A 25,203-nucleotide genomic window follows, 5' to 3' on the forward strand; every position below is an offset into this window, starting at 1 on the left:
TCAAGGCGTCATCTGCCTCAGGGCCAGGTGCATCGCAGAAGCCGCGATGGCCGCACCGCCCGTGGCCACGCTGATCTGGTTCAGCCCCTTGGCGACGTCACCCACTGCGTACAGGCCCTCGACGCTGGTCCGGTGGTGTTCGTCGACGACGAGGTAGCCGGACGCGTCGCACGCCGCGCCGATCGTCAAGGCCAGGCGCGAGCGAACGTTCAGGCCGAACGACGAGTACACCGCCGAGCACGTGCTGCGCTTGTCGCCATGCGTCACCGTCACGCCGCCATCGGTGCGGCTGAACGCGCTGGGCGGTGCTTCAGCCACCGCCACGCCGGCATCGCGCAGGCTGCGCAGTTCGTCGGCCGTGAGCACCACGTCGTCGGCGCACAGAAACACGGTGACCTTCGGTGTGAAGTGCCGCAGGTAGAGCGCCTCGTGCACGCCGGCGCTGCCGTTGGTCAGCACGCCGACGGAGCGGTCCGATGCCTCGTAGCCGTCGCACACCGGGCAGAAGCGCAGCACGCCGTCACGCAGGGCTTCGGCCGCGGCGGGCAGGTCGGGCCACACATCGGCAGCGCCCGTCGCCAGCAAGACGGTGCGTGCGCGGCACTCGCCGAACGGGGTGCCCTCCAGCGTGAAGACGCCGTCACTGCGCTGGATGCTGTCGACGTGGCCGCTGCGAACCGGCACCTCGTGCCGCCCCACCTGCTGGCGCATGCTGTGCAGCAGTGCAGTGCCGGCCACACCGCGCGGAAAGCCCGGGTAGTTGTGCGAGCACGGAATGTTGGCTGCGCGGCTGTTGCCTGAATCGATGACCAGCACGCGGCGACGGAAGCGCGCCAGGTAGAGCGCGCCAGTGAGGCCGCCCGGGCCGCCGCCGATGACCACCGCGTCCAGGGTTCCATCGTCAGGCTTGGGAAGCGCCGCCGACATCGCTTGCGGGAGCGGGGAGCCGCGCGTCACGGCGTTTGCAGGATGCGCGGGCCGATGGGGTGCGCCTGCTCGTATTTTTCTTGGCAGGGCAGGCAGCGCGCGCTTGCTGGCGACACTTCGAGCCGCGCGAGCGGGATGTCGACGCCGCAGTCGATGCATTCGCCGTACACGCCGCGCGTCATGCGCTCCTTGGCGGCGGCGATGGCCAGCAGCTCGTCAATGTCGCGCTCTTTTTCGGCGAAGCGCACTTCGGCGCGCAGGCGGTGCTCGCCGCGCTCGCCGAAATCTTCGACTTGGGCATGGCGATCGGCCACCGGCGGCGAATCCGCGTCGTCCTGGTTGATGGTTTGCAGTTCACCGCTGAGCTGTACTTCGCGTGCGTCGAGTTTCGCGCGGAGCTGTTCCAGTTGTGAATCGGTCAAAGGCATTCGGGCTCCTGCAGTAGTCGCATGGCGACGTTGTGGGTGAGGGAAAAATCTCCCCACCTGCAATGGCAGCAAGCCAGATGCCGCGCTACGAAGAAGGCCTTTGACGTCCCCCGTCAGGAAGGGGGTGGCACTTCGACCAGATGGCGTAGCAGGCGTTCCTGGCGCTGTAACGCACGCGCCTCCTGGGCCGACCACTGCGCCTGCGCATCGTCACCTTCGCTCCTCAGCGCCTCGGCGCTTTTGTCGAACAACAGCCGCTTTTCCTGCAGGGCCCGGATGGCCGTCCACAGCGCTTCGTCGGTCGCCAGAGCCTGTGCGTGCAGCAAAGTTTGCAAGGTGAAGCTGTGTCCTACGTGGCAGATGAACCGGATGGGACGCGAGCCCGAGATGGTCCACAGACCACCCTTGCAGTCCGGGCAGACGAAAGTCGATGGGGTGGCAATGGCTTCTAGATGCTCCATGGGGTCTCCTTTGCCGAGCGCGAGGTCGTGCTCATGCAGCCACTTCGGAGGAGGCTGCGTGGCGGGGCCGGGAGCTCTGCTTGTGAGCTCGACCAGCAGCGCCGCCATGCCTTTCAAGGCGACGCAGTGATCGACCTGCACGTGCTTGAGGGCGCTGAGCGGCATGCTCGGCTCCTCAGCGTCTTCTGGGGCCTGGACGACGGCCGCGCCGCCGCATTCCTTGATGGCCTGCAGCCCCGCGGTCCCATCGTCCAGCAGGCCGGTGAGCACGACACCGACCACGCTTGAACCGTGACTGAGTGCGCCCGAGCGGAACAGCGGATCGATGGCTGGGCGCGAGTGGTGTTCCTTCGGGCCGCGCGTGAGCCGCAGCACCGGCCCGTCGATCAGCATGTGGTGATCCGGCGGCGCCACGTACAGATGGCCGGGCCTGAGCAGTTGCCCGTCATGCGCGTGCGATGCGGGCAGTGGCCCGGCAGCCTGAAGAAGCTCGGGCAGGTGGCTGGGGTGGGGGCCGATGTGCAGCACCATTGCCACCGGTGCTTGCAGGTCTGCCGGAAGCTCGGAAGCCAGTCGCCTCAATGCCGTCACCCCCCCAGCCGAAGCTCCAATGAGAACAAGTGGCTTGAAGTCGGCGGGCATCTGGTGTGAATGGGGAGCTGAGTCGCCCAGAAGCGGCACGCGGTGTGCCGCTCGCCTGCATGCGGCCAGCCGATCTGGCGACGCCGGGAGGCACCACCCATGCGCATTCACCACCTCAATTGCATCTCGTCGTGCCCGCTCGGCGGGCGTCTGATGGACGGCCGGGCCCGCTCGGTGCTCGAACGCGGAAAGCTCTGCTGCCATTGCCTGCTGGCGGAATCGTCTGACGGCCTGGTGCTGGTGGACACCGGTTTCGGCCTGCGTGACGTGGCCGATCCGCGATCGCGCCTCAGCGGGTTCTTCCTCAAGCTRCTGAGCCCCGACTTCCGCGAGGAGATGACGGCCGTGCGCCAGATCGAGCGCCTGGGCTACAGCGCCGCAGACGTGCAACACATCGTGCTCACCCACCTCGACTTCGACCATGCCGGCGGGCTCGACGACTTTCCGGCTGCACGCGTTCACATGCTGCGGCGGGAGCGCGACCACGCCTTCCAGCAAGAGACCTGGATGGACCGGCAGCGCTTTCGTCCGCAGCAGTGGTCAAGCCGTGGCCGCTGGCAGGTTCACGGAGATGGTGGCGGCGAGAGCTGGTTCGGCTTTGCCGGTGCCTGCGTCGACAACGGCCTGCCGCCCGACATCGCGCTGGTGCCGCTGGTCGGCCACACCTTCGGCCATGCGGGTGTCGCCATCCGTTCGCACGGGCGCTGGCTGCTGCAGGCCGGCGACGCGTACTTCTACCACCGCGAGATGGACGCCCTGAACCCGTGGTGTACGCCGGGCCTGCGCCTGTACCAGACCATGCTCGAGAAAGACCGGCGTGCGCGGCTCGACAACCAGCAACGCCTGCGGGCGTTGAGGCAGGGACAGCCGGAGGTCGAGGTGTTCTGCTCGCACGACCCCGTCGAGTACGAACACGTGACGGGCCGCAGCATCAATGTGCCGGCCACTGCCGCCCAGGGCACGGGCCTGGAAGCCGGGTTGTGGGCGTCCTGACGCCTCCTTGAGTTGCCCATTGCATCGCGGCAAATCGGGTGCCGAGATCAGCTCAAAGCTGGTGATCGAAGAACGATGTGAGAAGCACGCTGTAGGCGCTCGAAACGATCCAGGATTTACTGCAAATCAGAGAGCCGCTGGCAACAAAAAGAGGTGCCGGCTCGAGCTTTCCTGGCGAGAGAGATGGAACGCCAGATGCCCGATGCTCGCTCCCGCCCACCCCTCTTTTTTAGGAGAGAAACACATGGCTTCTACCCACTACATGCGACCCTTTCAATCCAGCCGCGAACTGATCAACCGTGAGCCGATGCTCGACTTGCATCGCGACATGAACCGCGTTTTCGACGAGGTGTTCCGTGGCTCGCTCTGGCCCCTGTCATGGGCCCAGCAAGCCACTTCGATGCTGGCGCCCGTGCGCGTGGACGTCGAGGAGCGTGACGACGAACTGTGCGTGACCGCCGATCTGCCGGGCGTGCAGCAGTCCGACGTCGAAGTGAAGATCGAAGGCGAGACCTTGACCATCACCGGCGAGAAGAAGAGCGCCTCCGAGCAGAAACAGCAGAACTACCACGTGATGGAGCGTAGCTACGGCCGCTTCGAGCGCAGCATGCAGCTCCCCTTCGCGCCGGAAGCCGAGCGCGCCCAGGCCGAGTTCGAGAACGGTGTGCTGACCATCCACCTGCCTAAGGAAGAGAACCAGCAGCGCACCCGCCGCATCGAGATCCGCGGACCGAGCAATGCCGACAACGGCAGCAAGCGGACGGAGACTTCGAGGATCGAGGGCTCCAAGTCCGGCTCGGAGACGTCGAACGAGGCCAGCACCGAGTCGAACCAGAGCGCATCGAACCGGCCGACGGCTTCGGCTTCGGGTTCGAGCTCGGGCTCACAGCCGCAGTCGTCCCAGTCATCTTCGTCGCAACCCTCGCAGGCTTCGCAGTCCTCGCAGAAGGATAAGAACCCGTCGTCCGACGGGTCGCGCAAGCAGTCTCAGCCGGCCTGAAGCATGCCGATGGCATCGCCCACGCGACGGTGCCATCGTTTCGCTCGAGAACGGTGGGCCCGCGCGCCATGAAGTACGCCAACGGCCTGCTCGTTCTCGGCGGTCTTGCCGCGACCGACGGTGCATGGGCCTGCGCGGCCTGTGCACCGGCGGTTCGCGCGCGCATCCATGATGCCGACTTTCTGCTCAACCTCGCACTCGTGATCTCGCCGGCCGCGGTGGTGGGCTTGCTCGCCTGGTGGCTGTGCGCAGGCGACGCCGCGGAGGGCTCGGGATGAGCCGAGAGACATGAGCCGCGAGACATGAGTCGAAATCCACGCCGCCCGCTCATCGCCGCAGGTGTGCTGCTGGGCGCCGGCCTGGGCGGCTTCTTCGACGGCATCGTGTTCCACCAGCTGCTGCAGTGGCACAACATGTTCTCGGCACGCCTGCCGCCCGACAACCTGCTCAACGCCAAGCTGAACATGTTCTGGGACGGTGTCTTCCACGCCGCGGTGTGGCTGTTGACGGTGATCGGCCTGTGGCAGCTGCACCGTGTTGCCCTGCGCTCCAATGTGCCGTGGTCGGGCCGCACGCTGCTCGGCGGCATGGCTGTCGGCTGGGGCGCCTTCAACCTCGTCGAGGGCCTGATCGACCACCAGCTGCTCGGGCTGCACCACGTGATGGATGCGGCCGGCAACCACTGGCCAGCCGACCTGGCGTTTCTGGCCTCCGGCGTGGTGCTGCTCGTGCTCGGCGGGTGGCTAATCCGAACAGACGCTAGCCGACCACGCGCGTCGCCGATGCGTTGAGCTTGGGCGGTGTCTCGAAGGTGTGGAACGGCGCCGGCGAGGGCACCTCCCACTCCAGGCCTTCTGCGCCTTCCCAGGGCCGCTGCGGCGCAGGCTCGCCCTTGTGGCGCAAGGCAGGCAGCACCACAAAGATCGCGAAGTAGACCTGCGCAATGCCGAACACGAAGGCGGCCACCGACGCGAGGGCGTTGAAGTCGGCGAACTGCATCGGGTAGTCGGCATAACGGCGCGGCATGCCAGCCAGCCCGAGGAAGTGCATGGGAAAGAAGGCCACGTTGAAGCTGATGATCGACAGCCAGAAGTGGATCTGCCCGTGCATCTCGCGGTACATCACGCCCGTCCACTTGGGAGCCCAGTAGTAGTAGCCGGAGAACATCGCGAACAGCGAGCCCGCGACCAGCACGTAGTGGAAATGCGCGATCACGTAGTAGGTGTCGTGCACCTGGATATCGATCGGCGCGACCGACAGGATCACGCCGCTCAATCCGCCGATCGAGAACACGAAGATGAAGCCCACCGCGAAGAGCATCGGGGTCTCGAAGGTCATGGAGCCGCGCCACATGGTGGCGACCCAGTTGAACACCTTGACCCCTGTCGGCACGGCCACGAGCATGGTGGCGTACATGAAGAAGAGCTGGCCTGTGACCGGCATGCCGGTGGCGAACATGTGGTGCGCCCACACGATGAACGAGAGGATGCCGATGGCCGCCACCGCGTACACCATCGAGGTGTAGCCGAACAGCCGCTTGCGTGCGAAGGCAGGCACCACGTGGCTGATGATGCCGAAAGCCGGCAGGATCATGATGTAGACCTCGGGGTGGCCGAAGAACCAGAAGATGTGCTGGTACAGCACCGGGTCACCGCCTTCCGCCGGGTTGAAGAAGCTTGTGCCGAAATGGCGGTCGGTGAGTGTCATCGTGATGGCACCGGCAAGCACCGGCATCACGCCGATCAACAGGTAGGCCGTAATGAGCCAGCCCCAGCAGAACATCGGCATCTTCATCAGCTTCATGCCGGGTGCACGCATGTTGAGGATGGTCACGATGATGTTGATCGAGCCCATGATGGAGCTGACGCCGAGCACGTGCAGCGCAAAGATCGCGGCGTCCATGCTGGGTTGCATCTGGTAGGTGAGGGGCGGGTAGAGCGTCCAGCCCGCGCTGGGCGCGCCACCTGGCATCACGAAGCCGATCATCAGCATCAGCGCGGCCGGGATCAGCAGCCAGAAGCTCAGGTTGTTCATGCGCGCGAAGGCCATGTCGGACGCGCCGATCATCATCGGCACCATCCAGTTCGCGAAGCCCACGAAGGCCGGCATGATGGCCCCGAACACCATGATGAGCCCGTGCATCGTGACGAGCTGGTTGTAGAAGTGCGGATTCATGATCTGCAGCCCGGGCTGGAAGAGCTCTGCGCGGATCAGCATCGCGAGCACACCGCCCACCATGAACATGGTGAAGCTGAAGAGCAGGTACATCGTGCCGATGTCCTTGTGGTTGGTGGCGAACAGCCAGCGCCGCCAACCGTGCGGCATGTGATGGTCAGCCTCGTGGATGTGTGCGGCGTCATGCGGCGCGGCATGTGGTGCGTCATGTGGGGTTCGGGGCGCAGGAATGCTGCTCACGACGACTCCTTCGCGGAAAGAAGAGGCCCGAGATCCATCAATCACGGACCTCGGGCTGTGCGGCTCGGTTTTATCCCGGCAGGTTCTCCGCCCCTTGCTGGTCGGGCTGCGTGCCGCTTTGCCCTTGCTGGCCCGACTGGCTGCCTTCCTGCCCGGCTTGGCGGCCAGGTGCCTCGGTCTGCGAGGCTTGCCGACCCGTGCGGTCAGAGCCTTGCTGGTCTTTCGGGCTTCCGCCCTGCTGCAGGTTGCCCGGGCTGATGGTCGTCGACTGCTGATTGCCTCGATCGCTGCCCTGGGACTGCTGACCCGACTGCTGACCAGATTGCGAGCCGCTCTGCGACTGCTGGCCGGGTTGATTGCTGTTGCCTTGGCCTTGCGATTGCTGACCGGCCTGGTTGCTGCTCTGGTCCTGTTGCTGGTTGCCGCCGCCCTGGCCTTGCTGTTGGCTGGGGATGTCATTGGTGGTCATCACGATCTCCTTTGGTGATTGCCGGAGAAGCTCCGGTGCGGTGCCTTCCGGCAACCGACATGCCGAAAAATTCGGCGATCACGTGCGGTGGCCGAGCACCTTGATGACGAACTGCGATCTCGGCAACGCAGGCAAGCGGTGCTGATCGATCCGCAGGTCTTGCGGCACGACTTCGTAGTCGAGCTGGTTAATCAGAAAGTCGACCGCGCCTGCCATCAGCGCGACTGTCACGCCTTCACCGGGGCAGCGGTGGTTGCCTGCGGCATCGGCACCGCCTTGCGGCACGAACTCGAATGCCCCCGGCCTGTGCTCGCTGAACCGCTCGGGGCGGAACCGCTCTGGCGCCATCCAACCGTGCGGATCGTGGTTGATGCCGTAGAGGTCGAGCATCGCGCGTGTGCCCTTGGTGAAGTGAAAACCGTTCCAGTCGAAGTCTCGCCGCACCTTGGCGACGACAGCCGGGAAGAACGGGTAGTGGCGCCGCACCTCGTGCACGAATCGCAGCAACGTCCGAGGATCGCCGCCCTTCAACTCGTCGCGGCACTTCGGGTTGAGCTGCAAGGCGTGCGCTGCGAACACCACGTAGACGGATGTCGCAACCGTTGGACGCAGCACGTTGAGCAGCTCCACGGCCGCCACACGCGACGAGAGCCACAGGCCCGAGACGTCGCGGTGATAGGCCACCTGGTGCAACGCCCCACCACTTGGCGCACTGAGCGCTCCCTTTCGCACCGTGTCGATCAGGCCACTGAGCCAGCGCTCTGCACGCTTGCGTGCGATGCGTGCGCGCAGGTGGTTCAGGCCGCCTCGCGCGGCGTCGTTGAACAAGGGCACCAGGTCCTTGACGCGGCGGTTTTCTTCATCCGGGGCGAGCGGCACGCCGGCCCACTCGCACACCGCGCGCGTCAACACCAGCTGTGCGGTGTCGTAGAGCACCACCTTGCTCCCCGGTGTCCAGGTGAGGGCCATCTCAGACCAATGGCGGCGGGCGTAGTCGGCGAGCTCTTTCACCGATTGCGGCGAGAGGATGTTCAGGAACAAGGCCTTGCGCCGCTGGTGCGCTTCGCCATCGAGGCCCTGCACGGCGCCCTTGCCGAACAGGGTGGCGCGCAGCGGCTCCGGTGCCGCGCCCTTGCGCTGGAACCGCTCGGGGTCGTAGAACACTTCTGCGGCGCGCGAGCCGGTCATGCAGATCGTCTTGCGCAGCATGATGCGTGTCTCGAACAGCTCGGTGCCCAGGCGTTGGCATCGCTTGGAGATGAAGCCATAGGGGTCGGCAAGCAGCGCGAAGGTGCTGTCGAGGGGAGAGTCGCGGGGGATGGTTGGCATCGTGGCTCTTTCGCTCAGGACTGAAGGCGTTCCGTTTGGGACCCCTTCGCCGGCAAACCCTGTGCCGCGTGCCGGCGGCCCCACATCCCTCGCGCTGCTTTTCCATCATTTGCCGCAAGCCAGGGCGCAATGCGGAAATTGCGGGCCGGCCCTGGGGCTCGGATGGCGCTGTCAGCAGGCGGCGGTGGGCACTCCACTTGCCGAACCTCATGACGACGTCATCCCCCTAGAGGACCTGCACCATGAGCAACGATCGCCATTCTTCTTCCCCTGTGTCGCGGGGAGCAGCCGATGCCTCGCCCGTCCCCATCGATGACGACCCGGTCTTCCGCCTGGCGCGTTTCGAACAGACCCCGAACGGGCTGGCCGTGCGATGGCAACTCAAGCGGAATTGCTCGCTCACCCCCAAGCAGCTGATGGCGTGTGTGGCGGTGATGCTGCTCGTGAGTGCGTGCGCCGCGCTGATGTTCTGGGGGCTGGGCTACGCGCTCGTGTCCCTGTTCGTGCTGGTGCAGATGGGGGCGACCGTCGTGGCCGCGTGGTCTTACGCACGGCACGCCTGCGACCACGACACGGTGGTCCTGCAGAACGGCCGCCTGGCCGTCGAGCAGTGCTGCGGCAGCCGCACCGATCGCACCGAGTTCTATGCGCCCTTCGTGCGCATCGAGGCGGGCACTGAGAACGATTCGCTGGTCTCCTTGTCCGAGCGTGGCAGGAAGGTCGAAGTCGGTCGCCATGTTCAGCCGGCAACGCGGCGACGGATGGCGATGGAGTTGCACCGCGCGCTCCTGGTCGCGTGATGGCGAACCGGTCCTCGCCGCCGCACGAAACAAGTGTGAACCCGGTGCCCGTTCCTGGCGCTGGTGTTCAGGAGAACCCGGCGGGCCAGACCGGCGAGGACACATGCCGCGCCTGCAACGGAACAGGCCGGCAGCCCGACGGGGCCAGGTGCCCGGCTTGCCAGGGAACCGGCCTTGTGGAAGTGCCGGTGGGCGACGCCTGACCGGGGCCGCGGCATGCAGCCCGGAGGTCCTCTCCAGGCTCATCTGAAAAAAGGGAACACGGGTTGCCAAGTCGACCCTGACTCATTCCTCTTTGGCTCCTCCGCCGGCGCTGAGGCACTGATGCGTGCCTTGACCGCTGGCCCTGCTTGAAAACAAACCGTGCAAATCCTCGTGATCAATCTCGCGTCGCAAGAGGCGCGCTGGCGAGACGCGTGCCGCCGTTTTTCTGCTGTCGGCCTGCGGCCGGTACGGCACGAGGCCGTGGCCGGGTCGGCCTTGACGCCTCAGCAGACGGCGCAGCTGTATTCCGAACGGCTCAACGCGGCTCAGTACCACAAGGCGCTGCGGCCCGGTGAGATCGGCTGCTACGCGAGCCACCTCGCGGCATGGCGCCGTCTCGTGGCGTCGGGCGACTCGGCAATGGCGATCTTCGAAGACGATGTCGAGATCGACGACGACCTGCCCGAGGTGCTGCGCACGGTGGCTTCTTCGACCATGCCATGGGATGTGCTGAAGCTCATCGGCCGGCCGCGCGAAAAGGTCCGGGCTCGCACACCGCTGCTGGGCCGGCGTGAACTGATCGCTTACCGGCGCGTGCCCAGCCTCACCGGCGCGTATGTCATCACGGCGCAGGGCGCGGAGAAGCTGCTTGCGCACCGCTGCCCCTTCGGTCGGCCGGTCGATGTGGACATGCGGCACTGGTGGGAGTGCGATCTGCACGTGGCGGGCGTTCACCCATACCCCGTGCGTGCCGCGCCGTCGAGCCAGGTGTCGACCATCGGCGAGCGCGCCGCCACGGAACAGGGCTCGCGTTCACGCCTGAAGCGGCTGCAGCTGCAGGCGCACTACACCTTCCACAACTGGTGGGCGCTGCGCACCAGCGCGGCCGCATTCGAGCCCGCGCCAACGGCCGTGCCGCAGCCGCAGGGCTCGCGGGCATGAGGAGGCGGCGCAACCTCGTGGTGCTGCGTGCGGGCGACGCATCGCTGCACCGCCAATGGCTGAGGGGCCGCACCCGCGATTTCGATCTCTTCATCAGCTACTACGGCAGCCCGCCCGGCCGCCACCGCGACGATGGCGACTTCTATGAAGCGAGACGCGGCCCCAAGTGGCCCGGCATTGCCGCGCTGCTGCAACACAACCCCGAGCTGCTCGACCGCTACGAGAGCTTCTGGTTTCCCGACGACGACCTCGCCTGCGACACCGCCACCATCGACCGCATGTTCGCGTTCTTCTGTGCCTACCGCCTGTGCCTGGCGCAGCCGGCGCTGACGCGCGATTCGTACTACACCTGGGACACGCTGCTGCAGGACCAGCGCTGCCACATCCGCTACAGCGGCTTCGTCGAAGTGATGGCACCGATCTTCAGCCGTGAGGCGCTTCGCGTGTGCCGGCCCACGTTCTCCGAGAGCCGCAGCGGCTGGGGGCTCGACTGGGTCTGGCCCACGCTGTGCCGCGACGCCGGCCTGGGCCGCATCGCCATCATCGACGCCACGCCGGTGCACCACACGCGGCCTGTGGGTGGTGGTGGCGACCTCTACAAGAACCACCCCGAGATGGACCCGCGCGACGATGCACGCCGCTTGCTCGCAACCTATGGCATCCCGGAGGTGAGGGCGGTTGCGAAGTATTCCTTCGAGGGCCATGTGCGCGACGTGGCGCTGCCGATGTCCGACCGACTGGTCTTCTGGCTGAAGCGACTCAATGGGCGCCGCAAGCACCGTGCCGCTGCGTGAGCGATGGCGCCGGCGCAAGCTGGCGCGAGGCCGCATCACCGTGGCCGGTGAGCCTGCGCCTTCTCCGGCCACTCCGGCGCAGCCGCCGCCCACCGGGTTGGGCGTCACCTTGCGCCGGCTGACGGCGTACTCGCGTGCACAGCGCGTTCGCCTGGTCGCCGCGGTGGCGCTGTTCTTCGCCTCATCGGCCATCGACCCGCTGCTGCCGGCGTTCTTCAAGTGGCTGATCGACAACGGCTTCAAGAGTGGGCTGACCTTTCCGCTGTGGCTGGTGCCGCTGGCCATCGTCGGCTTGTTCGCGGTGCGCGGCCTGCTCGGTTTCGGTGGTGCCTACTTGTTCGCACGCGCCACGTCGGACGCGGTGCTCAGGCTGCGCACCGACCTCATCCATTCGGTGATGCGTGCCGACGCCAACCTCTACAGCCACCTGAGCCCGGGAGTTGCGGCATCGCGCGTGATCGCCGACCCGCAGAACTCCATCAACTCGCTGGCCGGCGGCGTGACCACGGTGCTGCGCGACGGCACCACGCTGCTGGCCTTGCTGGCCTACCTGTTCTACCTGAACTGGCAGCTCACGCTGATCTCGCTCGTCACCATTCCATTGTTGGGGATGGTGGTGCGAAGGGTGCAGGCTCGCGTGCTGGCGATCAGCGGGCAGTCGTACGAATCGCAGGTGCGGTTGATCGGCATCGTCGACGACATCGCGCGCGCTTGGCGCGTGGTGCGTACCTTCGATGCCGGCGAGTTCGAACGCAGCCGCTTCCGCAACGAAGCCCAGCACCTGCGCCGCATGACGCTGAAGTCGGCCACGGCGGGCGCGAGCATGACGCCGTTGACACAGCTCGTCGCGAGCGCCGGCGTGGCATTGATCGTCACGGCGGCCTTGGCCGATGCGCACCACGGCGGCACCACGGTCGGCGAATTCGTCGCCTTCGTCACGACCTTGCTGATGACGATCTCGCCGATGCGCCACCTGACCGACGTGACGCAGCCCATCGTCGGCGGCCTGGTGCAGGCACGGGCCTGCTTCGACCTGATGGACACGCCACCCGAGCCGGACGCGGGCCAGCGCGAGATCGACGGCTCGCGGGGCGACATCCGCATCGAGCACCTGAGCGTGGTGTATCCGGGTGCGGAACAGCCGGCGTTGAGCGACGTGGACATCGAGATGCGCTCGGGCGAGACCATCGCGCTCGTCGGCCCGTCGGGCTCCGGCAAGAGCACGCTCGTCAGCACGCTGCTCGCGTTCGTCGCGCCTTCGAAAGGCCGCGTGCTGCTCGACGGCATCGACATCGGCGAGCTGCGCAAGGCCTCGCTGCGCCGCCAGTTTGCGGTGGTGTCGCAAGACATCGTGCTCTTCGACGGCACGATCGAAGAGAACGTGGTCTACGCGCAGCAGCACGATGCCGCGCGCGTCGAAGCCAGCCTGCGTGCGGCCGACCTGTGGGAGTTCGTCTGCGAACTGCCCGAGGGGCGCGCCACGCGCATTGGCACCAACGGGGCCAGGCTGTCGGGCGGGCAGCGCCAGCGCCTGGCGATTGCGCGCGCGCTCTACAAGGAGGCGAGCGTGTGGATCTTCGACGAGGCCACCTCCGCGCTCGACTCCGCTTCCGAGCGGCTGGTGCACGAGGCCATCGACCGTTGGCGTGGCCAGCGCACGCTGGTGCTGGTGGCCCACCGGCTGAGCACCGTGCGCCATGCCGACCGGATCTACGTGCTGGCCGAGGGGCGGGTGGTCGAGGCAGGGCGCCATGAGGAACTGGTGGCGCAGGGTGGCCTGTACGCCGGAATGGTCAAGGCACAGGCCGTGGCATGACCTGGCTACCTGTTTTGGAAACCCTTGCCGCATGCAACCGACGCCGGGACACATGACCATGAACACACTGCAAAGCCTGGTATTTCCGAACCTCGACGTGCGGGCGACCGAAGACATGTACCTGCGCCTCAACGACAGGTCGTGGGCCGATCTCGCCGAGGGTGCGGTCCAGTTCCTGCAAGGCGGAACGTTGAGCAGCGATACCTTCTTCAATGGCCTGACGGTCGATGCCTGGAAGCGGCATTGCGACATTGCGGCATTGGTCCTGAGCGTGGAGGGTGCGGGCGACTTTCTGCTGACGCTGGGCCTGCACCGGCGCGACCAAGCCTCCGTCTGGCTGGCGGAGTACCGGGTGGCCTTGCGGGTCGGCACGCGCACCGAGCTGCCGGTGCCGGCGTGGAGCACGCTGACCGATGGCCTGCTGTTCTTTCGCCTGCGCGCGCTCGGCCCGGCTGTTTTGCGCAGCGCCGCATTCCAGACACCCCAGCCGCCCGCCAACGACGTGCACCTGGGGCTCGTCATCACGCACTTCAACCGGCAGGCGCAGGTGCTGCCCGCCATTCATCGCATCCGCAGCGCCTTGCTCGACCGCGCGGACCTGCAGGCGCGGCTCACGCTGACCGTGGTCGACAACTCGCGCAATCTCCCGCTGCAGCCGCACCCTCGCATCAGGCACATCCCCAACCGCAACCTGGGCGGCACCGGCGGCTTCGTGCGCGGGCTGCTCTCGCTCATCGACAGTGGCACGCACACGCACGCGCTCTTCATGGACGACGATGCCTCGTGCGAGACCGAATCGATCGCACGCACGCTGGCGCTGCTGCAACACACGCGGCAGCGTGACCTGTCCGTCGCCGGCGCGCTGCTGCGCGAGCTGGCGCCGTGGGATCTGCTGGAGAAGGGCGCCCGCTTCAACGGCCAGGTGGCGCCGATCAACGGCGGGCTCGACATGCGGCGCGTGCCCGACCTGCTGGAGGCCGAGCGCCCGGTGGCACGGCCCGACTACGGCGCGTGGTGGTTCTTCGCCTTCCCGATTGCCGAAGTGCGCCAGTTCCCCTTTCCGTTCTTCGTGCGCGGCGACGACGTGCTGTTCGGCCTCGCCAACCGGTTCAACATCACGACGCTCAACGGCGTGGCCTGTCTCGGCGAAGACTTCAGCAGCAAGCACGGCCCGGTCACTGCTTACCTCGATGCGCGCTACCACCTCGTGCATGCTTTGCTCGCCCCGAACGGCTCGGCCTCGCGCATCTTCTGGGTGGGCAGCCGCCTCTTCCTCAAGGCGCTCACAAGCTACCTCTACACCAGTGCGCGGGCGGTGACGCTGGCCATGCAGCACACGCTGCTCGGGCCGCAGTTCTTCGTCGACAACATCGACATGCAGGCGGTGCGTGCGCAGATCTCGTCGTGGACGCCGTCGGAGAAGATGCTGCTCATCGACCGCACCGCGTATGCGCTCAAGGGCACCCGCCGCAAGGAGGAAAAGAAACTGCGGCGGCTGCTGCGCATCGTCACGCTGCAAGGCTTCGTGCTGCCGGGTTGGCTGCTGCGCGATCGCATGACGGTGCAGCCCAAGCACTTCCATGGCCGTGCCAGTGCGGTGTTTCGCTACCGCAAGGTGCTGTACGAACATGCGCAGAGCGGCACGGGCTTCATCGCCGAGTTCGATCGCCGCCGTTTCTTCCACGAGCTCGGTGGCTTCCTGAAGGCCTGGATGGCGCTGTTCAGGCAGCTGCCCGCATTGCGGCGCGACTACGCGGCCGGTGTGCAGGAGATCGCGACCCAGGCGTTCTGGCGTGGCGTGTACCCCGAGACCCGCGTACCTGCCGAGGCAAACCAACCCGGCGCAGAAGCGGTGGAGGCTCATGGCGAGCTGTCGTAGCGCCCCTTGGTCAGCTCCATCAGCCTCGGGTCGATGCCGGCCTGCACGTTGCGCGAAGGCAGGTTGCTGAGGTTGTTCAGGCTCGAGTTCGGCTGCGGGCGGGCTTGCTCCAGCGCCCAGTGCGTGGCGCCGAAGATGGTGTTGTCGAACACGTCGTTGTCGGTCGAGCCGGCGCCGAAAAAGATGCCGGCATAGTGGCTGCCGCGGATCACGTTGCCGAACACGATGTTGCCGCGGCTCGGTGTGTAGTCGAGGTCCAGCGTGTGGGTGTCGGCCACGGCCGAGCCCAGCTCGATGCCGAAGAAGTGGAACTTGTCGCTGGTGCCCAGGTTGTTGTCGGTGATGACGTTCAGGCCGATCAGGTTGAAGAAGGCGCTGCGCACCATCTTCACGCCGCCACCGTAGTTGCGGTCGATCTGGTTGGCGTAGACGATGTTGTGCGCGGCGTTGTCGATCGAGAGCGCGGGCGTCTTCGCGGCCGAGCTGCCGTCTGCGAGCCGGCCCGATCGATGGACGAAGTCGAGCTTCAGTGCCGCATCGCTCATGCCCCAGCGCTTGCCGTTCAAGCGGATCACGTTCATGGCCACGACGTTGGCGGCTGACCCGTTGTCCAGACACAGGCCTTCCTTGGCGTTGCCTTCGAGCAGGTTGTCGAAGAAGACGTTCTGGATACCGCCGTCCGAGTAGATGCCCGAGGACAGGTTGTGGGCGACGCGGTTGAAGGCGATCACGTTGCGGCGAGGGGTGCGAAGCCGCTTGTCGATGCGCTGCTCTTTGATGCCGAAGCGGTCGTCGCGCAGCAGGCTGTCGGGGTCTTGCGTCACGGCGGCCTCGCGGTCGCTGAGCACGATGCCGGCGTTCCAGTTCGATACGCCCCGGTTCTGCACGATCTGGTTGTCGAGCACGGCGCTGTCGACGGTGGCTCCATGCATCAGGACTGGCGCGGCGCCCAGCCGCTGCAACACAAGCCGGCTGAGTACCAGGCCGGCGGCATCGGTGGCCACGACACCGCCCCGCTGCAGGCCGTCGAACCGCGTGGCTTTCACCGTCACGTCGCGGCTGGCGTTCACCAGCAGGCCCCACTCCCCGGACAGGAACGCGCCGCCCTCGAGCGTGACGCCAGGCGCGTTCTCGATGCGCGCCAGAAAGCGCGTGGAGTGCACCGACCCGGCGGCGCGAAGTTCGGCGCGCCCGAGGTCCAGCCACACCTTCGGCCGGTCGAGCAGCAGGGGCTCGTCGACTTCCAGCCGTGGCGACGTGACACGGATCGCATCGATGCGTCTGTCGCGCAGCAAGGCGTTCAGTTGCGAGACGCGCTGGCCGCCGAACAGGTGCGGCGCTGAGGGAGAAGGCAGCGCGAGCCGTGCGCGCGCCGCATTCACCGCGCCGTCTGCCAGGTGCCACGCCGCGTGGGCCGAAGCGGCATCGATGCCGATCTGAGCCGCGCGGCGGCCCACTTGCAGCTCGGCGAGCTGTCGCGCCGGGCCGCTGAGCGGCGCATCGCGCAGGCGCGGCAGCGCGAAGCTGTGCTGAAGGTCGCGCCCCGCTGTGCCGAGCAAGGGCGGGAGCCCCGGGCTCGGTGCCGCCGGCGGCTCCGCCTGGGCGCTGGTCGGCAGCAGGGCCAGTACCAGCAGCAGAACCAGCAATCGGACCCAGGCGTGCCTGGGTTCATGGGCTGAGGTCATGACTCATCGACCGCAGCGGGGCTGCGCGGGCGAGTTCAGGCCGTGGCGAGCGCTGCCGTCGTCGCGATGGGCATGCCGCCGGCATCGGCCAATGGCCCTTGCGCCTGCAGCCGCTTGAAGGTGGCGAGCGCCTGGCCCACCACCTGATCCATGTTGTAGTAGCGGTAGCTGGCCAGCCGGCCGACGAAGGTCACGTTCGGCTGGGCCTCGGCTTCCTCTTCGTAGCGGCGGTAGAGCGCGGTGTTCTCGGGCCGGGGCACGGGGTAGTACGGGTCGCCCTCGGCACGCGGGATCTCGTAGACCAGCGAGGTGTGCGAATGCGTCTGCCCGGTGAGGTGCTTGAACTCGGTGACGCGCGTGTAGGCGTAGTCGTTCGGAAAGTTCACCGTGCCGACCGGTTGATACCGTTCTTGCGGCAAGGTCACGTGCTGGAACTCGAGGCTGCGGTAGGGCAGCTTGCCGAACTTGTTGTCGAAGAATGCATCGATCGGGCCGGTGTAGACCATGTGCTTCCAAGGCAGCAGGTGCTGGATCTCGCGGTAGTCGGTGTTCAGCATCACCTTGATGTTCGGGTGCCGCAGCATGGACTCGAACATGCGCGTGTAGCCATGCAGCGGCATGGCCTGGAAGGTGTCGGTGAAGTAGCGGTCGTCGCGGCTGGTGCGTGAGGGCACGCGCGCCGTCACGCTGGCGTCGAGCTCGGACGGGTCGAGCCCCCATTGCTTGCGCGTGTAGCCGCGGAAGAACTTGTTGTAGAGGTCGCGCCCGACCTTGCTGACGACCACGTCTTCGGAGGTCAGGATCTGGTCCTTGGTTTCGGCCACCGACTCGAAGTAGCTGCCGAGTTCATCCGCAGTGAGCGCTTTGCCGTAAAGGCGGTTCACAGTGTCCAGGTTGATCGGCAGCGGGACCAACTGGCCGTCCACGCTCGCCAGCACGCGGTGCTGGTACGGGCGCCACGCGGTGAACTGCGAAAGGTACTGAAAGACATCGGCAGAGTTGGTGTGGAAGATGTGCGGCCCGTAAGGGTGCACCAGGATGCCGGTGTCGTCGTAGCGGTCGTAGGCGTTGCCGCCGATGTGCGGGCGCTTGTCGACGATGAGCACCCTGCGGTCGAGTTGGCTGGCCAGTCTTTCGGCAAGCACGGCGCCTGCAAAGCCGGCGCCGACGATGAGGTGATCGAAGGCCGGCATCTGGGCATGCAGGGCGGGGTCTTGGTGAGGCAACAAGGCAGTCTCCGGTGAAGGTGATGCCACCCTGGGCAAATGGCGTGCGTTTTTGCGGCGCCGTGCCGCGGGTCGATACCGTCGACCCGCCTGCCGTCTTGTCGTCGCTCCTAGCTGGCTTGGCCGTCGCCTCGCAGGGCTTCGCGGGTGCGTTCGCTGTTGGTGGTGCTGCGGCTGCCCTTCAGGTGCTCCTCGACGTCGGAGGCGCCGCTGCCCACGGCGGCGACCGCCTCCTTGATCTGATCTGGCGTCGCGTCGAGCTTGCGGGCCCATTCCCTGAGCTGCGACTCGTTCTGCACGTCGATGCGCGTCTGGCCGGCGTCCTGATTGCCTTGGTTCTCAGAGGGTTTGACCATGATGTGGTGATGACTCGGTGATGGATAGAGAACGGGCAAGCCACATGCCGTCGCAGGACTGCGGACTTCGATTTCCAAAGATTGCTGCAAAGCGCGATTTTCGGCCAGGACGCAGCGGCTTGCCGGAACAGCGCTTGCTACAGCAAACTCAGCGTTTCGTTCCCGCCGAAAAAGCCAAGCACCCATCCAATATGAGTGATACCCAGAGGGCAAGCGATCGACCCAGTCGCGACCAGGTGGGCCGGTGGCTGAGCAGCATGCTCGAACGGACCACCGACTACGCCGTGGTGCTGATCTCGCCGACCAGAAAGATTCTCGGCTGGGAGGGCGCGAGTGAACGGCTGTTCGGTTACTCGGCCGACGAAGCGATCGGCCGGTCGTTCTCGATGCTCTTCACCGAGAACGACTTGAATGGCGAACTGGACCAGCAGGAGATCGCCCTGGCCTTGCAGAGCGGAAGTTCTGAAGACGACCGCTGGCACGTGCGCAAGGACGGCAGCCAGTTCTGGTCGAGCGGCATATTGCAAAGCCTGCCCGATGCCGATGGCACGGTCGAATGCCTGTGCAAGGTAATTCGCGACAAGACCGACGTGCGCACCCAGCTCCAGTTGCTGCACGACCAGTTGGAACACCGCGACCGGGAGCTGGCGCTGCGCAACACCACGCTGGCGTCGCTGGCCCACGAGCTGCGCAACCCCATGGGGCCGATCTCGTCAGCCGTGGCGATCCTCCAGCGCTCACGCGACACCGAGATGCAGAAGTCGGCGCTCGGCGTGCTGGAACGGCAGGTGACCGTGCTGAGCCAATTGCTCGATGAGCTGAACGGCGTCACGGGTGCGTTGCTGCGGCCGCCGACCAAGCTGAACATCGAGCCGATCGTCGTGCAGGACGCCGTGCGCAAGGTGGTGGACGCCCAGATGCACAAGGCCCAGCAGCGCGAGCAGGAGCTTCGTGTGACCATGCCCGACGTGCCGATCACCATCGAGGCGGACGCGCTGCGCCTGGATCAGATGCTGTCGAACCTCATCGACAACGCGCTGAAGTACACGTCGCAGAAAGGGCACATCAGCGTCAGCGCGTCGGTCGAAGCGGAGATGGTCATCATCCGCGTCGACGACGACGGCATCGGCATCTCACCGGCGGTTTTGCCCCACATCTTCGAGCTCTTCACCCGAGAAGGCAGCGCGCCCGACGTGCCCGGCCTGGGGGTCGGGCTGTCGGTCGTGAAGCACTTCGCCGCCTTGCACGGAGGCAACGTGGAAGTGCGCAGCCCCGGCGAAGGCAAGGGCTCGTCGTTCGGGCTGCGGCTACCGCTGCGCCACGGGGCCGCACCGCCGGCCGAGACGGGTCACCCTGGCGCGCAGTGACCCGCCGCGGCGGCCGCCGCTCAGGCCGTCTGGATCTGGATGCGGCGGGGCTGGGCGTGAGCCTGCTTCGGAATGCGCAGGCGCAGCACGCCATCCTTCAAGTTGGCGTCGATGTGCTCCGCATCGAGCTCACGGCTGAGCGTGAAGCCACGGCGATAGCGAGGCACCCGCAGCTCGGCGTAGGTGGCTTCGAGCTTGCCGGGCGTGAGCGGCGCCACCGTGCCCTCGACCAGCAGCGTGTCGCCCTCGACCTTCAGTACGAGCTGGTCCTTGGGCACGCCGGGCAGGTCGGCCAGCAGGGTGATTCCGGTGGCGTCTTCCAGCACGTCGACGCGTGGGATCAAGGCTGGCGTCTTGTCGGAAGACTCGGCGGGGCTGCCGCTCTCGGCGTTCTTGGTTTGCACGTCGTTGCTCATGGTGTGTTCTCCTTCTTCGGCAAGAGTCATTGAACGGTGATTCGCTTGGGTTGCGCTTCTTCGCGGCGCGCGATGCTCACGTGCAGCACGCCATCGCGATAGTCCGCCGTGACGCGACCGGGGTCGATGTCGTCCGGCAGGCTGATGGCGCGCCGGAATGCGCCGGTGGTGCGCTCACGGCTGTACACCTGCTGGCCGGCTGCCTGTTCGGGCAGCTCGTCGGTGCGCTCACCGGCCAGCCAGAGAACGCCACGGTCCAGCGTCACCTCGGTCTTGGACGCATCGAGGCCGGGTGCGAACGCGTAGATCTCCATGCTGGTGGGCGTGTTGCCGACGTTGATGGCAGGGAAGGTGCCCGGCGCCACGGAGCGGATGCTCGCGGCACGGAAGGGCGCGCCGAGTGCATCGTCGAAGTGCCGTTGCAAGCGCTCGAGTTCGCTGAACAGGCTGCCTGGGAAATTCAGCATTGATTCATACATAACATCCTCCTTTCATGGCTGGACATGCCTGGTTGAGTCGACTGGTTGATGCGGAGGCGGAACCCACCGCACCCCGTCGGTACGCGAATTAGTGGTGGGTGCGGCGCGTTTCAAGAGCCGTGTTGCAATTTTTCTGACGGCAATTTTTGCTGAGGGCTAGCGCCGAAAAGCGGCCGGCAAGGCGGCAGCCGATCCCTGGTGCCGAAGGCCCGCGCGCCGCTCGGTATGCCGATTGCTGGTGGGGCGTACGACGTTCTTCACAGAAGGAGACCCCATGAAACACAAGGCATTTCTGGCCACCGCATGTGTCGTGTCGCTGATCCTCGGCGGCTGCGCTGCGACCGCCACCACCAGCACGACCACCGCCGATACGCCGAAGGAAGCCACCGGCCTGGGGCCGCTGTCGGCCGAGCAGAAGCGCGACATCGCCGAGGGTTATCGAGACACGCTGCGGCGCCTCTATGAAACGACACCCGGCAGCCGTGATCTCGTGAACCGCGCGAAGGGTGTGCTGGTGTTCCCTCGCGCCATTTCGGCCGGGCTCGTGGTGGGTGGCGAGTTCGGCAACGGAGAGCTGCGCGTCAACGACAAATTTTCCGGTTACTACCGCACCACCAGCGGCTCCTTCGGGCTGCAGATCGGGGCCCAGTCGCGCGCGCTCGTCTTCCTCTTCATGACGGACGACGCGCTGCGGCAGTTCCGCGAAAGCAAGGGCTGGTCGGTGGGCGCGGATGCATCGGTCGCGGTGCTGAAGGTCGGCGCGAACGGCGAGATCGACGTCACCACCGCCGGCGCGCCGACGGTCGCCTTCGTCATGACCAACGCCGGGCTGATGGCCAACCTGAAGCTCGAAGGGACCAAGGTGACCCGCATCGAGTAGGGCTGTTGTTATGCGGGTGACGGCTGCGTTCGCAAGCTGATCTGGTGCAACGACCGGTTTCAAGAGGCCTGTGGCGCAGCGGCCGCGAGGGTGGATCGAGGGCTGTCCACGTTGACGCGTCGATGGCTTGGCGCTACCGTTTCGCCGCCGCCCGTGGCGGCCCGGTATCCTGCTGGAATCGTGGGGCAGCGTGCCCGTGGCCATCGATACCCAGCACCTGATGAACGACACCTCGAAGCTCAGCAACCCGCCGTCTGACGACAGCCGATACCGGCAGCTGATCGAGGCCGTCACCGACTATGCGATCTACATGCTCGACGCGAATGGGTTCGTGACCAGTTGGAACCCAGGCGCGCAGCGGTTCAAGGGCTACACCGCGGCGGAGATTCTCGGCGGGCATTTCTCGCAGTTCTATGCCGAGGAAGACCGGTTGGCCGGCAAGCCCGCCCGAGCCCTGGCGACCGCAGCGCGGGAGGGCAAGTTCGAAGGCGAAGGCTGGCGCCTGCGCAAGGACGGCAGCCGCTTCTGGGCCCATGTGGTGATCGACCCGATCAGGGACTCTGCCGGGCAGCTGGTCGGCTACGCCAAGATCACCCGTGACCTGACGGAGCGCCGGGCGGCTGAGGAAACGCTGCGCCGCAGCCAGGAGCAGTTCCGGCTGCTGGTTCAAGGCGTGACCGACTACGCGATCTACATGCTCGACCGCGAGGGCCTGATCACCAGCTGGAATGCGGGCGCCGCGCGCATCAAGGGCTACAGCGAGGCCGAGATCATCGGCCGGCACTTCTCGTTGTTCTACCGCCCTGAGGACAGCAGCGAAGGCCAACCGATGGCGGCGCTGCGCAACGCCGAACGAGAAGGCCGTTTCGAAAGCGAGGGCTGGCGGGTCCGCAAGGACGGCAGCCAGTTCTGGGCCAACGTGGTGGTCGACCCGATTCGCGACGACACCGGCGAGATCATCGGCTTTGCCAAAGTGACCCGCGACGTCACGGCCAAGCGCGACGCGCAGCTGGCGTTGCAGATGGCTCAGGAGTCGTTGTTCCAGTCGCAGAAGCTCGACGCGATCGGGCAGCTGACCGGGGGCGTCGCACATGACTTCAACAACCTGCTGACGGTGATCATCAGCAGCCTCGAGATCGTCCGCAGGCGGATGCCGCCGGACGGGAAGCTCGAAGGCCTGATCGAGAACGCCGCGAAGGCGGCCAAGCGGGGTGCGTCGCTGACCCAGCGCATGCTGTCGTTCGCGCGCAGGCAAGACCTGAACCCCGAGCCGGTCGACGTGGTGTCGCTGCTGCTGGAGATGTCGGACCTGCTGGAGCGCTCGCTCGGCCCCACCATCACCATTCACATGCCCGAGCTCAGGCCGATGAAGCCGGTGCTGGTGGACCCGAACCAGCTGGAGCTCGCGGTGCTGAACCTCGCCGTGAACGCACGCGATGCGATGCCCGATGGCGGGTCGGTTTCGATTGCCGTCGACGAGCAGACAAGCACGGCCGCCGAACCGCTGCTGGCGCCGGGCTCGTATGTCCGCATCACCGTGCGGGACGAAGGCGAGGGCATGAACGCAGAGACGCTCGCACGCGCGACAGAACCCTTTTTCACCACCAAGGGTGTCGGCAAGGGAACGGGCCTGGGCTTGTCGATGATCCAGGGCCTGGCCACCCAATCGGGCGGCCAGTTCGTGCTGAAGAGCCAGCCGGGCCAGGGCACCACCGCCGAGCTGTGGCTGCCGACCGCTGAACTGGTGCTGTCTCAGCCGAAGGCGATGGGCCGGAGGGAGGCGAATCAGATCGCCATGCTGCCGCTGGTGGTGCTGGTCGTCGACGATGACGAACTGGTGCTCGAGACCACGCGCGCGATGCTGGAAGAACTGGGCCACACGGCGCTGACTGCCACTTCGGGGCCGGGCGCGCTCGACCGTTTGCGCGACAGCCCGGAGGTGCAACTGGTGCTGACCGATCACGCGATGCCGGTCATGTCGGGTGCCGAACTGATCGAGGCGATTCGCCAGCGACATCCGGGCCTAGGCGTGGTGCTTGCATCCGGCTATGCCGAGCTCGCAACGGCGCTCCCGCCCTCGGTCGTCAAGATCGCCAAGCCCTTCGACCAGACCTCGCTGGAGCGCGCGCTGGCGCTGGCATCGGCGGAGGCTCGCCGCCACGTGTCCTGGGACGATTGACGGCGCCGACGGTCCGGTATTTCCAAGCGTCGCTGAGCTAGTGGGGAACCTTCGCGGTCAGCCGCTCGCGGACCCGCTTCACTTCGCAGCCGACGTCTGCCACGGCGACGCGGATCTCGTAGAGCGACACGCCGAGCCTCTCGGCCCAATCGAGAAGGTCGTCTTCATCGTCTGGGTTGATGTGCGTGCGGGGTGGCGTGGGCGGCGGGGCGTGCGGGTCCGGCATGGCTGTCTCCTGTCTGTCTCCGTTGTCCTCCCACGAAACAGTAAGGCGGCGGCCTGGTTAGCAGGATCGGCGGAATCGACAACTTGCTGTAGGAGGACTTCTCACCCGCCTGCAGCCGGTCGAGCGCTTTCAGGCGGAAATGAGTCCGTACACGCGTTCAGGCAGGACTCGCGGGAAGGCGGTGCTCGCCTCGAGCGCGCCGTCGATCGAGAACTCGGCCTGGGCCGAATCCCGCCGATGGGTTTCACCGGTGGGGCGCCCGTTCTTGTCGCTCAGGGTCGCGACAAGGGGGTGGGGGCCTGCCGTGGCGCGGCGGATGACCACCGCCACCTCTCCGGAGTGCAGGTGAACGAGGCTGCCGGGCGGGTGCACGCCCACCGTGCGGATCATCGCCATCGCCAATTCATCGCCCGCGCTTTGCTGGAAGAGCTGCCGGGTGGCCGTCTGCGGCGTCATGGGCGGCCGCTTGGCGCGAGCGCTGATCTTCGCCACGTAGACGTCGGCGGCGCGGAGCACCCGAGCCTCGGCACAGAGCTCCGCGAGGCCGTGCGGATAGCCTCCACCGCCGTGGTGCTCATGGTGCTGGAGCACCGCGGTCAGCCAGGTCTCGTCATCGATGCCGGCAGCGCGCAGCAGCGCAACCGTCGCCTCCGGGTGAGCGCGAATCTGCTCCAGCTGCTTCTTCGTCGGCGGGGTGTCTTCCTCTGCCATGGTGGCCTGTAGATCGAGCATCGAGAAGTTCATCGTCAATGCGGCGCAACCGAGCGAGCTGCAGCGGCCCGGCTCCCAGCCGAGTTGGCGGCCGGTCAACACGACGAGGACGGCCGCCCGCACCGAGTGCCTGAACGGGTAGAGGGCGAAGCGCCGTTCTTCCTGGCGAATGCACTCGAAGAGCGCCACGTCGGGGTCGCGGTCGATGAGTTCCTGCAGCGTCGCAAAAAAAGCTGATATCGCCGCGCCGTCTTCTTCTTTTCGCAAGATCGCGCGAGGCAGCCTGTCGAAGTGCAGCAGCAGCCGATCCCAACGGTCGAACAAGGAAAGCTGCGGAACCACCTTGGCGGCCCGTGCCGCGGCCTCAGCCCGCGCGATGCGCGTCGCCTCGACCACCGGGCGCTCGGCCCAGGCTCCGCGCTCGTAGAGACCATCGAGTTGGTCTTCGTTGAGCAGTACCTGCTCGGCATTCAAGAGAAGCCGCCCCTGCGCATCGAGCACCCGGAACGGCAGCGGCTCGCCCACGTGGAGCAAATCGCGAACTTGGGCCAGGGGAATGCGATCTGAGCTCGTCATATG

Annotated in this window: 25 protein-coding genes; 12 read left to right on the forward strand and 13 right to left on the reverse strand. The window is 66.5% G+C overall.

The window, feature by feature from the left end; translation table 11 throughout:
• The 3 genes from AC1DYS_RS15540 to AC1DYS_RS15550 form a co-directional block, all read right to left on the reverse strand.
• Nucleotides 1-957 carry an NAD(P)/FAD-dependent oxidoreductase gene (locus tag AC1DYS_RS15540; protein WP_477900625.1) on the reverse strand — a complete coding sequence of 319 codons (957 nt, stop codon included), beginning with the start codon at nt 955-957 and terminating at the stop codon, nt 1-3.
• Nucleotides 954-1,355 carry a TraR/DksA family transcriptional regulator gene (locus AC1DYS_RS15545; RefSeq protein ID WP_477900627.1) on the reverse strand — a complete coding sequence of 134 codons (402 nt, stop codon included), beginning with the start codon at nt 1,353-1,355 and terminating at the stop codon, nt 954-956. Before AC1DYS_RS15545 ends, AC1DYS_RS15540 begins: the two co-directional genes overlap by 4 nt.
• A 113-nt stretch (nt 1,356-1,468) precedes the next feature.
• A complete protein-coding gene (locus AC1DYS_RS15550) occupies nt 1,469-2,662 on the reverse strand; it encodes a chemotaxis protein CheB (protein ID WP_477900628.1) in 1,194 nt (397 codons plus the stop codon).
• Between AC1DYS_RS15550 and AC1DYS_RS15555 the strand changes: the two genes are divergently transcribed.
• The 4 genes from AC1DYS_RS15555 (at nt 2,558) to AC1DYS_RS15570 (ending at nt 5,242) form a co-directional block, all read left to right on the forward strand.
• The gene (locus AC1DYS_RS15555) at nt 2,558-3,451 is read left to right on the forward strand and encodes an MBL fold metallo-hydrolase (protein WP_477900630.1); all 894 of its coding nucleotides are present in this window, start codon (nt 2,558-2,560) and stop codon (nt 3,449-3,451) included. The two genes, AC1DYS_RS15550 and AC1DYS_RS15555, sit on opposite strands and share 105 nt — an antisense overlap.
• A gap of 202 nt (nt 3,452-3,653) precedes the next feature.
• Nucleotides 3,654-4,451 carry an Hsp20/alpha crystallin family protein gene (locus AC1DYS_RS15560; protein ID WP_477900632.1) on the forward strand — a complete coding sequence of 266 codons (798 nt, stop codon included), beginning with the start codon at nt 3,654-3,656 and terminating at the stop codon, nt 4,449-4,451.
• A 68-nt stretch (nt 4,452-4,519) separates the two neighbouring features.
• Complete coding sequence (locus AC1DYS_RS15565; RefSeq protein ID WP_477900634.1) at nt 4,520-4,729, forward strand: hypothetical protein; 210 nt, start codon at nt 4,520-4,522, stop codon at nt 4,727-4,729.
• Between the two features lie 24 nt (nt 4,730-4,753).
• Nucleotides 4,754-5,242, forward strand: a complete 489-nt coding sequence (locus AC1DYS_RS15570) for a DUF2243 domain-containing protein (protein WP_477900636.1) — start codon at nt 4,754-4,756, stop codon at nt 5,240-5,242.
• Here AC1DYS_RS15570 and ctaD read toward each other — a convergent pair.
• From ctaD to AC1DYS_RS15585, 3 genes are all read right to left on the reverse strand, one after another.
• Nucleotides 5,211-6,776: a cytochrome c oxidase subunit I gene (gene ctaD, locus AC1DYS_RS15575; RefSeq protein ID WP_477900852.1), complete on the reverse strand. Its 1,566-nt coding sequence runs from the start codon at nt 6,774-6,776 to the stop codon at nt 5,211-5,213. The two genes, AC1DYS_RS15570 and ctaD, sit on opposite strands and share 32 nt — an antisense overlap.
• A 160-nt stretch (nt 6,777-6,936) precedes the next feature.
• Entirely contained in the window at nt 6,937-7,335 is a 399-nt protein-coding gene (locus tag AC1DYS_RS15580; RefSeq protein WP_477900638.1) for a hypothetical protein, read from the reverse strand.
• A 78-nt stretch (nt 7,336-7,413) separates the two neighbouring features.
• Complete coding sequence (locus AC1DYS_RS15585; RefSeq protein WP_477900640.1) at nt 7,414-8,664, reverse strand: cytochrome P450; 1,251 nt, start codon at nt 8,662-8,664, stop codon at nt 7,414-7,416.
• A gap of 242 nt (nt 8,665-8,906) precedes the next feature.
• Between AC1DYS_RS15585 and AC1DYS_RS15590 the strand changes: the two genes are divergently transcribed.
• From AC1DYS_RS15590 to AC1DYS_RS15610, 5 genes are all read left to right on the forward strand, one after another.
• Nucleotides 8,907-9,464 carry a DUF2244 domain-containing protein gene (locus tag AC1DYS_RS15590; RefSeq protein WP_477900642.1) on the forward strand — a complete coding sequence of 186 codons (558 nt, stop codon included), beginning with the start codon at nt 8,907-8,909 and terminating at the stop codon, nt 9,462-9,464.
• A gap of 363 nt (nt 9,465-9,827) precedes the next feature.
• Nucleotides 9,828-10,610, forward strand: a complete 783-nt coding sequence (locus AC1DYS_RS15595) for a glycosyltransferase family 25 protein (RefSeq protein ID WP_477900644.1) — start codon at nt 9,828-9,830, stop codon at nt 10,608-10,610.
• Nucleotides 10,607-11,404: a DUF707 domain-containing protein gene (locus tag AC1DYS_RS15600; protein ID WP_477900646.1), complete on the forward strand. Its 798-nt coding sequence runs from the start codon at nt 10,607-10,609 to the stop codon at nt 11,402-11,404. The genes AC1DYS_RS15595 and AC1DYS_RS15600 overlap by 4 nt, the downstream gene beginning before the upstream one ends.
• Nucleotides 11,373-13,220 carry an ATP-binding cassette domain-containing protein gene (locus AC1DYS_RS15605; RefSeq protein WP_477900648.1) on the forward strand — a complete coding sequence of 616 codons (1,848 nt, stop codon included), beginning with the start codon at nt 11,373-11,375 and terminating at the stop codon, nt 13,218-13,220. Before AC1DYS_RS15600 ends, AC1DYS_RS15605 begins: the two co-directional genes overlap by 32 nt.
• A gap of 58 nt (nt 13,221-13,278) precedes the next feature.
• Nucleotides 13,279-15,099 (forward strand): hypothetical protein, encoded by a 1,821-nt coding sequence (locus AC1DYS_RS15610; protein ID WP_477900650.1) that lies wholly within the window; start codon nt 13,279-13,281, stop codon nt 15,097-15,099.
• Here AC1DYS_RS15610 and AC1DYS_RS15615 read toward each other — a convergent pair.
• The 3 genes from AC1DYS_RS15615 to AC1DYS_RS15625 form a co-directional block, all read right to left on the reverse strand.
• Nucleotides 15,081-16,784, reverse strand: coding sequence for a right-handed parallel beta-helix repeat-containing protein (locus AC1DYS_RS15615; protein ID WP_477900652.1), 1,704 nt, complete (start codon nt 16,782-16,784; stop codon nt 15,081-15,083). The genes AC1DYS_RS15610 and AC1DYS_RS15615 overlap by 19 nt on opposite strands.
• Nucleotides 16,785-16,819: 35 nt before the next feature.
• On the reverse strand, nt 16,820-17,977 hold the full coding sequence (gene glf / locus AC1DYS_RS15620) for a UDP-galactopyranose mutase (RefSeq protein WP_477900854.1): 1,158 nt from the start codon (nt 17,975-17,977) through the stop codon (nt 16,820-16,822).
• A 143-nt stretch (nt 17,978-18,120) separates the two neighbouring features.
• Nucleotides 18,121-18,366, reverse strand: a complete 246-nt coding sequence (locus AC1DYS_RS15625) for a DUF3606 domain-containing protein (protein ID WP_477900654.1) — start codon at nt 18,364-18,366, stop codon at nt 18,121-18,123.
• A gap of 257 nt (nt 18,367-18,623) precedes the next feature.
• Between AC1DYS_RS15625 and AC1DYS_RS15630 the strand changes: the two genes are divergently transcribed.
• Nucleotides 18,624-19,733 (forward strand): PAS domain-containing sensor histidine kinase, encoded by a 1,110-nt coding sequence (locus AC1DYS_RS15630; RefSeq protein ID WP_477900656.1) that lies wholly within the window; start codon nt 18,624-18,626, stop codon nt 19,731-19,733.
• Between the two features lie 20 nt (nt 19,734-19,753).
• Here AC1DYS_RS15630 and AC1DYS_RS15635 read toward each other — a convergent pair whose 3' ends face one another.
• Together AC1DYS_RS15635 and AC1DYS_RS15640 are read right to left on the reverse strand one after the other, a co-directional pair.
• Nucleotides 19,754-20,149: an Hsp20/alpha crystallin family protein gene (locus AC1DYS_RS15635; RefSeq protein WP_477900658.1), complete on the reverse strand. Its 396-nt coding sequence runs from the start codon at nt 20,147-20,149 to the stop codon at nt 19,754-19,756.
• A 26-nt stretch (nt 20,150-20,175) separates the two neighbouring features.
• Nucleotides 20,176-20,616, reverse strand: coding sequence for an Hsp20/alpha crystallin family protein (locus AC1DYS_RS15640; protein WP_477900660.1), 441 nt, complete (start codon nt 20,614-20,616; stop codon nt 20,176-20,178).
• 286 nt (nt 20,617-20,902) lie between these two features.
• Between AC1DYS_RS15640 and AC1DYS_RS15645 the strand changes: the two genes are divergently transcribed.
• Nucleotides 20,903-21,508, forward strand: coding sequence for a BPSL1445 family SYLF domain-containing lipoprotein (locus AC1DYS_RS15645; RefSeq protein WP_477900662.1), 606 nt, complete (start codon nt 20,903-20,905; stop codon nt 21,506-21,508).
• A 127-nt stretch (nt 21,509-21,635) separates the two neighbouring features.
• Nucleotides 21,636-23,687 carry a hybrid sensor histidine kinase/response regulator gene (locus AC1DYS_RS15650; RefSeq protein WP_477900664.1) on the forward strand — a complete coding sequence of 684 codons (2,052 nt, stop codon included), beginning with the start codon at nt 21,636-21,638 and terminating at the stop codon, nt 23,685-23,687.
• A gap of 37 nt (nt 23,688-23,724) precedes the next feature.
• Here AC1DYS_RS15650 and AC1DYS_RS15655 read toward each other — a convergent pair whose 3' ends face one another.
• Nucleotides 23,725-23,913, reverse strand: a complete 189-nt coding sequence (locus tag AC1DYS_RS15655; RefSeq protein ID WP_477900666.1) for a DUF3606 domain-containing protein — start codon at nt 23,911-23,913, stop codon at nt 23,725-23,727.
• A 129-nt stretch (nt 23,914-24,042) separates the two neighbouring features.
• Nucleotides 24,043-25,200, reverse strand: coding sequence for an HD-GYP domain-containing protein (locus tag AC1DYS_RS15660; RefSeq protein WP_477900668.1), 1,158 nt, complete (start codon nt 25,198-25,200; stop codon nt 24,043-24,045).
• Nucleotides 25,201-25,203: the final 3 nt, after the last annotated feature.

This window comes from Rhizobacter sp. P2_G4 (assembly GCF_056403575.1).